The 9,064-nt window shown below is 64.1% G+C and carries 7 protein-coding genes; 3 read left to right on the forward strand and 4 right to left on the reverse strand.

Features of this window, described 5'->3' with window-relative positions:
- Positions 1–32 precede the first annotated feature (32 nt).
- Positions 33–794, forward strand: a complete 762-nt coding sequence (locus ACZI8Q_RS19155) for an SDR family NAD(P)-dependent oxidoreductase (protein WP_463375158.1) — start codon at positions 33–35, stop codon at positions 792–794.
- Between the two features lie 70 nt (positions 795–864).
- On the opposite strand, the gene ACZI8Q_RS19160 is transcribed toward ACZI8Q_RS19155, so the two are convergent.
- The 3 genes from ACZI8Q_RS19160 to ACZI8Q_RS19170 are packed head-to-tail and all read right to left on the reverse strand — an operon-like array spanning position 865 to position 6,307.
- Entirely contained in the window at positions 865–2,325 is a 1,461-nt protein-coding gene (locus tag ACZI8Q_RS19160; protein ID WP_463375159.1) for a catalase, read from the reverse strand.
- A gap of 57 nt (positions 2,326–2,382) precedes the next feature.
- Positions 2,383–2,811, reverse strand: a complete 429-nt coding sequence (locus ACZI8Q_RS19165; RefSeq protein WP_463375160.1) for a Fur family transcriptional regulator — start codon at positions 2,809–2,811, stop codon at positions 2,383–2,385.
- A gap of 46 nt (positions 2,812–2,857) precedes the next feature.
- Positions 2,858–6,307, reverse strand: coding sequence for a protein kinase domain-containing protein (locus ACZI8Q_RS19170; protein ID WP_463375161.1), 3,450 nt, complete (start codon positions 6,305–6,307; stop codon positions 2,858–2,860).
- A 97-nt stretch (positions 6,308–6,404) separates the two neighbouring features.
- On the opposite strand from ACZI8Q_RS19170, the gene ACZI8Q_RS19175 reads away from it, so the two are divergent.
- A complete protein-coding gene (locus ACZI8Q_RS19175; RefSeq protein ID WP_463375162.1) occupies positions 6,405–7,532 on the forward strand; it encodes a class I SAM-dependent methyltransferase in 1,128 nt (375 codons plus the stop codon).
- 150 nt (positions 7,533–7,682) lie between these two features.
- Positions 7,683–8,534 (forward strand): Bax inhibitor-1/YccA family protein, encoded by an 852-nt coding sequence (locus ACZI8Q_RS19180; RefSeq protein ID WP_463375163.1) that lies wholly within the window; start codon positions 7,683–7,685, stop codon positions 8,532–8,534.
- A gap of 129 nt (positions 8,535–8,663) precedes the next feature.
- Here ACZI8Q_RS19180 and ACZI8Q_RS19185 read toward each other — a convergent pair.
- Positions 8,664–9,064, reverse strand: a 401-nt coding sequence (locus tag ACZI8Q_RS19185) for an integrase core domain-containing protein (protein WP_463375164.1), incomplete at its 5' end; no start/stop codon positions are given.

Here is a 9,064-nt window from a genome sequence, read left to right on the forward strand (position 1 = left end):
ACAGTCCGATTATCAGAGGAACGGGAGCGGAGATGGGCAGACACGACGGCAAGATCGCGTTGATCACCGGCGCAGGACAGGGCGTCGGACAGGGGATAGCGCTGGCGTTGGCCAAGGAGGGCGCGGCAATCGCAGTCGCCGGCCGAACCGAATCGAAGTTGCATCGAACGTGCGAGATGCTGACCGCGCTGGGTGCTCGCAGCGAACCCGTAGTGTGCGACGTCAGCAGACGTGCGGACATCGCCGGGGCTGTCGAACGAACCGTGCAGAAGTTCGGGGGCGTCGACATCCTGGTCAACAACGCCAACGACTGCACACCGGGGCCGCTTCTCTCGGTGACCGACGAGAAATACGAACGCTCCTTCGCCACCGGGCCGCTGGCGACGCTGCGCACTATGCAGGCCTGCCATCCCCATATGAAGGCTCGCGGAGGCGGAACGATCATCAACCTCGTCAGCTCGGCGGCCGTGCGGTGGGACGCGAGCAACTACGGTGCGTACGGGTCGATCAAGGAGGGGATGCGTTCACTCACTCGGTCTGCTGCCTGCGAGTGGGGTGTGGATGGGATACGGGTGCTGGCCGTTGCTCCCCACGCGAAGACCCCCGCGCTCGAATACTGGATGAACAAGTACCCGGAGCAAGCGGCTGAGTTCGTGGAAGGCATTCCCCTCGGGCGGGTGGGCGATCCCGAAGCCGACATCGGCCGTGCCATCGTATTTCTCGCGAGCGACGACGCCGGATACCTCACCGGCGCAACGATTCCGCTTGACGGTGGCCAGTCGCGCTGGGGGTGAGCGCAGGCCCGGCCTGTGAGTGGTGTGAGAGTCCAGAGACTCGCAAACCGCTCACAGGCCGCGGAGCGGCCTACCCCAGGGTGGCGATGGCCTTCGCGACGCCCTCGCCGTACGCCGGATCGCAGTCGGTGCAGTTCTTGATGTGCCGCTGCACCACCTCCTCCGACGCCCCGCTGATGGCACGTGCGGTGTTGTCGAACAGCGCCTGCTTCTGCTCGTCACTCATGTTGTTGAACAACACGCGTGGCTGGGAGAAATAGTTGTCGTCGTCCGCTCGGTAGTCGAATCGGTCGGCACTCGCACCGACGGCCTGCGCCGGATCACGGTACTGCGGCTGCTCCTGCCACTTCCCGTAACTGTTCGGCTCGTAGTGCAGCATTCCGCCGTGGTTACCGTCCACCCGCATGGCGCCGTCCCGGTGAAAGTTGCCCGCGGCGTTACGCGGGGCGTTCACCGGAATCTGGAAGTTGTTGACACCCAGTCGGTAGCGCTGTGCGTCGCCGTACGAGAAGAGTCGGCCCTGGAGCATCTTGTCGGGGGAGAAGCTGATACCGGGCACCACGTGAGCAGGATTGAACGCGGCTTGCTCCACCTCGGCGAAGTAGTTGTCCGGATTACGGTTCAGTTCCCATTCACCGACCTCGATCAGCGGGTAGTCGCCCTTCGGCCACACCTTCGTGAGATCGAACGGGTGGTACGGAACCTTCTCGGCATCCGCCTCCGGCATGATCTGCACGCAGAGCTTCCACTTCGGGAAGTCTCCACGCTCGATGGCCTCGAACAGATCGGCCTGGTGGCTCTCACGGTCCTTGCCGACGAGGGCTTCTGCCTCCGCGTCCGTCAGGTTCTTGATGCCCTGCTGCACGCGGTGGTGGAACTTGACCCAGAAGCGCTCGCCGTCGGCGTTGATGAAACTGAAAGTGTGCGAACCGAATCCGTGCATGTGACGATACGACGCGGGAATACCACGGTCGCTCATCACGATGGTCACCTGGTGTAGCGCCTCCGGCAGCGAACTCCAGAAGTCCCAGTTGTTGTTTGCGCTGCGCATGTTCGTGCGCGGATCACGTTTGACGGCGTGATTGAGGTCCGGGAACTTGAGCGGATCACGGAAGAAGAACACCGGGGTGTTGTTACCGACGAGATCCCAGTTGCCCTCTTCGGTGTAGAACTTCACGGCGAATCCGCGGATGTCGCGTTCGGCGTCGGCTGCTCCGCGCTCGCCGGCCACCGTGGAGAAGCGTGCGAAGAGCTCCGTCTTCTTGCCGACCTCGGAGAAGATCTTCGCCGACGTGTACCGGGTGATGTCGTTGGTGACGGTGAACGTACCGTAAGCACCCGAGCCCTTGGCGTGCATGCGACGCTCCGGAATGACCTCACGGTCGAAGTGTGCCAGCTTCTCGAGGAACCACACGTCCTGCAACAGCTGAGGACCTCGGGGGCCTGCCGTGACGACGTTCTGATTGTCAGGAACCGGGGCTCCGACAGCGGTGGTGAGTTTGTCTCCGGTGGTGGGCTTGTGTTCGCTCACAGTGTGTCCCTTCGTTGCTGGCTGTTGCTGGGCTTACTGTCGATAGGGGTTCGGGGGTCAGGGGGTTTCGGTGTGACATTCGGGGCACAGGCCCCAGAAGACGACCTCGGCTTCGTCGATCTCGAAGCCGAGTGTGGAGCTCGGTGAAAGGCACGGTGTGTCGCCGACGGCGCAGTCGACGTCGCGGATCACCCCGCATCGCCGACAGACGAGGTGATGGTGGTTGTCGCCGACCCGCGCCTCGTACCTGGCGGGAGAGCCGGCCGGTTCGATCCGGCGAACGAGTCGCACCTCGGTGAGTGCACGGAGAACGTCGTAGACGGCTTGCGTGGAAACCGAACCGATTCGATTCCGAACACCTGTGGCGATCGTGTCGGCATCGGCGTGTGGACGTCTCTGCACCTCGGCGAGCACCGCCACGCGGGGTCCTGTGACCCGCAGCGATGCACCGCGCAAGAGTGCAGCCAACTGAGGATGTGTGTCCACGATCACACTGCACCACGCTTTCTGGAATTGGTCAACGAAGCCTGCGCTAAATCTTCTCGACGAGTTGGAGCGCCTCCGTCAGGTACGACATCGGAACGAACGGCCACTCCGAACGCCAGGCATGTGCCCTGGCGTCGGCGTGCAACTGCGCGAGCACGTCGACGACGGCGGGCCCGCCGTCGACCACGTAGCGAGTGAATCCGATCTGCGCGCACACGGCGGCCAGTGCGGCCACGGTCGTCTTGGCATCGTCGGTGCGTCCGGCGGCGACCTGGCATGCAGCGAGCAGTCGGGTGGCATGTAGATGTGCGAGTGGACGCCGGTGCTCATCGATGACCGCCATCCGGTCACCTGCCCTTCTGCATGCGATCTCGGGCTCCGAACCGAGCAGGATGCGAAGCTCCGTCGCCTCTTCCAACTGTTCGACGATTTCGGACGGACCCACCCTCGGAGTGCGGTCGGCTCCGTGACGAGGACGGTCTCGCGGGACAGCCGGCAGGTCCAAGCAGAAGCGTTCGTTCTCGATGCGCGCCCGCAATCGGGGCAGGGCAAGGGTGTCGGCGGTGGCCAGTCCGTCGTCGAGGTGCTTCACGGCCGCATCGAGGTCGCCGCGCAGCGCCTTGATCCGCGCACCGGTCACATACTGGGCAATCATGAAATCGACTGCGCCACCTTCGGGGCCGAGCTCGTAGCCTGCATCGAGCAACCGCTCGGCCTGATCGATGTCGCCGAGCTCGTACAGCAGCGCACCCAACATCGCCGAGGCAAGCCGCGCCGAATGCGATTGATCGCCGGAAGTGGTTTCGGCGGTCTGAAGTGCGATGCGGAAATGATCCTCGGCGGCGGCGATGTCGAGTTGCTCGGTGGCGGCGATACCTGCAAAACAATGGCCGTACACCAGCCCGAACGAGCCGGGTGTTCGCTGATGTACTCCGGCGGCCCAGTCCTGGCGACGACGAGCCTGCGCGAAGTCGAACTGCACGATCGAGACGAAGCTCGACACGTTCGCTGCCACCGACACCACCCACGGCCGAACGGAATTCGGATTGTCGAGAGCTTCGGTGATCAGGGCGTCGACGCCGTCGACTCGATCCGCCGCGATCTCGATGACGGCACGTGCGACATTTGCCTCGGTCCGCATGCGTTCGATCCTCGGGTCCGGCGGAATCGTTTCGAGAAGAGAATGGAGTGTCTCGAGTGCGGTACGGGCCGGGGCGGAACGTTGCAGAAGCACATTCGCCCACGCCACCGCCAATTGCAGACGCGGCCGAGTCGCGACGATGGCCGGTGAGAGTTTCGCCACGAGCCCCAACAGGTCCGTCATCCGCGAATGTTCCAGGAGATACGCGGTCTGCGCCTCGACGAGAGACACAGCCAATTCGTCGTCGTGGGCGGACACGGCATGGTCCACGGCATCGCGGTGGAATCGGTGCTCGGCACACCACCGGGCCGCGATCCGATGTAGTTCCTCGACCCGACCAGGACGGTCCCGCTCGAGCCGGCGCCGCAGAAATTCGGCGAACAACGTGTCGAACCGAAACCATTCCCGATCGTCGTCGAGCGCGTGGAGGAACAGGTCCCGTTCCTCCACCTCCTCCAACAGAACCTGCGGGCGGGGCACACCGGTGAGTGCAGCGGCCAGACTCGCACAGACGCGGTCGGCAACCGAGATCGCCAGAATGAAATCCAGGAGACTGCTGTCGAGCCCACTGACGACGTTCTCTGCGAGGTACTGTCCGATCGCGTGATGACGCCCGGTCATCCCGCCGATAAGCCCGGACGGATCATCGCGGTCGCGTAGCGACACACCGACCAGCTGGAGAGCTGCGACCCATCCGTCCGTCGTGTCGGCGAGACGCGCGACGTCCTGCTTCGACAGTGCGGGGCCGCCCAGCTCCGCGAGAAGTGTGCGTGACTCCTCGGTATCGAAACGCAGTGTGGAGGCATCGATTTCCACCAGTTCGTCGCGCACTCGCATCGTTCCGAGGGGCACCGCCCCCTTGGTGCGGCTCGTGACCACCACCTGCAGGTGGTGGCAGCTGTTCTCCAGCAGAAACCGCAACGCGTCGATCGTCGCGGGATCGCGGACCACGTGCCAATCGTCGATCATCACCACCAGATGAAGCCGCTGCTCGTGGATCTCGTTTATCAACGATGTCAACACATAGCGTTCGGCCTCGTCACCGTGGTCGTCGAGGGTTTGGCACAGATCTCGCGCGAGAGACGGTGCCGCGCAGCGGATCGACTCGACGAGGTGATCGAGAAACCACACCACGTTGTCGTCGTCACGATCGATGCTCAACCAGGCGACAGGTACCCCTTCGTCGATCAAGACGTTGCGCCACTGAGCGGCGACTGTGGTCTTCCCGAATCCCGGCGGAGCGTGGATGAGGGCAAGTCGCCGCCGCCCACCGCTGTGGAGCATTTTCAGTATGTGGGTGCGGGGGACCAAGGTGTGCGTGGGGGTGGGCGGGCGGTACTTCGTCGCCGCCGTCGGGGGAGTGGTCGTCGTCGCCGACGCCCGGCGGCGCGGTGAATTCGTCGCGATCTGGGTGGCGGGGACGGCTTCGGAACTCGTCGATTCGATCCCCTCGTCGGGTGCGACGGGAAGCGCCATCGCATCGACCTCGAGCCCCTGGTTCAGCTCGATGGTGCGTAGTTCTCTGCCGAATTCCGCAGCGGAGGCGAATCGGTCGGCAGGATCTTCGGCCATCGCCTTCTCTATGGCCGACGACAGCGAATCGGGGATCCCTTCTTTTCTCAGGTCCGGTATCGGCTCGGTCGTGATGCGCAGAAACTGGGACACGATCTTCTCGCCAGACCGTCGCTCGAATGCGGCGTGACCGGTGATTATGCAGAACAATGTTGCGCCGAGGCTGTACACGTCGGCGAGCGCGGTCGGGCTCTTTCCCCGCAGCACCTCGGGTGCGGTGAAAGCGGGAGAGCCCGCGATATCGCCCTGACGCGTCTCGAATCCACCCTTCACGCGTGCGATACCGAAGTCGCACAACTGGGGCTCGCCGTACTCGGTGGACAAGATGTTGGCGGGTTTCACGTCGCGGTGCAGCATCCCCAACCGGTGGGCCGACTCGAGCGCTCCGGCCATCTTCACTCCGACGCGTAAAGCCTCCTGCCACGAGAGGGGACCGTGCTTGCGTACGCGCGCTTCGAGTGAACTGTGCGGGTGATACGGCATCACGATGTACGGGCGGCCCGATCGCGTGACTCCGGTCTGCAAGATTTCGACGATGTTCGGGTGTCCGGACACCTTGCCCATCGCCCGTTGCTCACGAAGAAAGCGATCACGAGTCGCGTCGCCGATGTCCGATGTCATGATCTTGATGGCGACGGTGCGGTCCAGAGAACTTTGCCGACAGCGGTACACCACGCCGAAGCCGCCTCGCCCGATCTCGTGGGCATCGTCGAACCCTTCTGCGGCCAGATCGGCGGCCGTGTCGGCTGCCGGATCTCGTCGCATACCGAGCGGATCCGTCATCTGATCACCTTCTGGAAGGACTCCAACAACCAGCATATCGCTGCACACCCATACGCGCTGTCGGTCTGCTCGAATCGGCGCCTGCGACACTTGAGGCATGCCGGACCCCGAGGATCTGTTCGCCACGCTCCGTCGATTTCCCGACGTCGAAGCACCCAACCTGTTCGCAGTGGACGCGGCGGACCGGTTGATTCTCGACGAGGCCGCGAACGATCTTGCCGCTGCGCCGGACGGCACGGTCGTCGTGATCGGCGACCGATACGGAGCCTTGACGCTCGGCGGTGCAACCGTGCACGGGTTGAGCGGAATTCGCGTGCATCAAGATGGGCTGCCGGGTGAAGAGGCGTTGGCGGCGAATGCCGGTCGGTCCGGCTTGGCGGACCGATTCACGTCGCTCGCGTTGGAGCCCGAGTTGGTGGAGGGGGCCCGACTGGTTCTCATGCAATTGCCGCGCAGCCTCGCAGAGCTCGGTGAACAGGCCGAGATCATCGCACGCCACGCACACCCGGACGTCGTGGTCTTCGCGGGCGGTCGGATCAAACATATGACGACCGCGATGAACGAGGTGTTCGGCACCGCGTTCTCCGACGTGCGCGCGGGGCTCGGGCGTCAGAAGTCGAGGGTGCTCACCGTCCGCCGACCGCGACGCGAAGTGAAGCCGAGCTTTCCGGTGCGGGCCACGCTCGACCATCCCCCGATCGATGTCGTGGCACACGGGGCGGTGTTCGGCGGTCCCAAACTCGATATCGGCACCCGCTTCTTGCTCGATTACCTGCCGCAGGTGAACCAAGGTGCGCGCGACGCCGTCGATCTCGGCTGCGGTACCGGAATTCTTGCGGTGGAACTGGCTCGGGCAAACCCGAACCTGCACGTGACCGCGACCGACCAGTCAGCCGCAGCGGTCGCGTCCGCAGCCGCAACGGCGGTTGCCAACGGGTTCGGCGACCGTGTCCGTGCCCTCCGTGACGACGCGATGTCCACGATCGGCGACGCGAGTTGCGACGTGATCGTCTGCAACCCGCCTTTCCACATCGGCGCAGCAGTACACACCGGCGCCGCGCGCAAGATGTTCGCCGCAGCCGGACGGGTACTGCGGCCCGGTGGTCGGATGTGGACCGTCTACAACACCCACCTCGGCTACCGCGGGCTGTTGACCGAGTTGGTCGGTGAGACCGAGGTCGTCGGCAGGAATGCGAAGTTCACGGTGACCGTCTCGCGTCGTTGATTCGGGCACCTTCGTATGGAACGGCCGTACCGACACCGGTAGAGTCCGAATTGTCCGAGCGCAGTCGGGAACTGCGGCAGAGTTCGAGACGTTGAACGTACAGAACAACCGCCCGGATCGCCCAGGCGAGCATGAGAAGGGATGTGCACGGTGCGCACCACCAGTAACCCGGTGTTCCGCAACCTGCCCAAGCAAGAGGGCAGCGGATACGCCTCGTTCGGATCTGCAACGGCAGGCGCCGCGCAGGTCACCCAGCAATTCGGTCAACCACAGTACGCCCAGGCCGAGCCTTACCTGACCGGCTCGGAAACGCGACCGATGACCATCGACGACGTCGTGACGAAGACCGGCATCACCCTCGGTGTGCTGTCCGTCTCGGCGTTGATCTCCTATTTCCTCGTCTCGGGCAACAACGCCCTGGCCGCACCGTTCGTCATCGGTGGTGGCCTGATCGGACTGGGACTCGTCCTCTTCGCGACCTTCGGCCGCAAGATGGACAATCCGGCGGTCGTACTCGCCTACGCAGTGGTCGAGGGCGTCTTCCTCGGTGCGCTGTCGTTCATGTTCACCAACATTTCGTTCGGCGGCGCCGGCGGTAGTGCTCTCATCGGGCAGGCCGTGCTCGGCACGTTCGGTGTGTTCTTCGGAATGCTGGTCGTCTACAAGACGGGCGCCATCCGCGTCACCCCGCGCCTGACACGAATGATCGTCGGTGCACTCATCGGCGTCGTCGTCCTCGCCCTGGGCAACCTGGTCGCGAGCTTCTTCACGGACGGTGGCTTCGGTCTTCGTGACGGCGGACCCATCGCCATCATCTTCAGCCTCGTCTGCATCGGCATCGCCGCATTCAGCTTCCTGCTGGACTTCGACGCCGCCGACAAGCTGATCCGCGCTCAGGCCCCGGAAAAGGCTGCGTGGGGTGTGGCACTCGGTCTCACCATCACCCTGGTGTGGCTGTACGTCGAGATCCTGCGTCTGCTGAGCTACTTCAACAGCGACTAGAGGCCGCAGCCCAACAAAAAGGCCCCCGGGAATGCACCCCGGGGGCCTTTTTTGGGGCTACGCCCCTGTGAGTGGCCAGCGAGTCCAGAGACTCCTGTCATGTCTCAGGACATCGAGGACAGATCTGTCTCAGGACTTACGGGACAGTTTCTGATACCTGGTCGTGCGGTCGAGTGTAAGGGTGCGGGCGATCGTGTCGCCGATCATGACGGTGACACGGTCGCCTTGCCAGTGCAGGACGGCGTCGGTGTTCTTGTAGCGGCGTCCGATGATGATCGACAGCCCGTCGAATTGGATGACGCCGGTGCTCGAGACGGGGCGTTCGGCGCTGCCGGCCCGCCCGGGTAGTGCTGGTGTGGGCGTGGCGGGATTTGTCGCGTCCCAGCGTTGTTGCGGGGTTGTTCCGCCGATGCCCTGGTGGCCACGATTGTTGTAGACCTGCCGGTAGGTGTCGAGTTGGGTCTGCAACTCGGCCAGGGTGGTGGCGGTGGGTTGTTTGGTGAGCCATTTGCGCAGGGTTTGGTGGGCGC

This window comes from Rhodococcus quanlei (genome assembly GCF_055231015.1).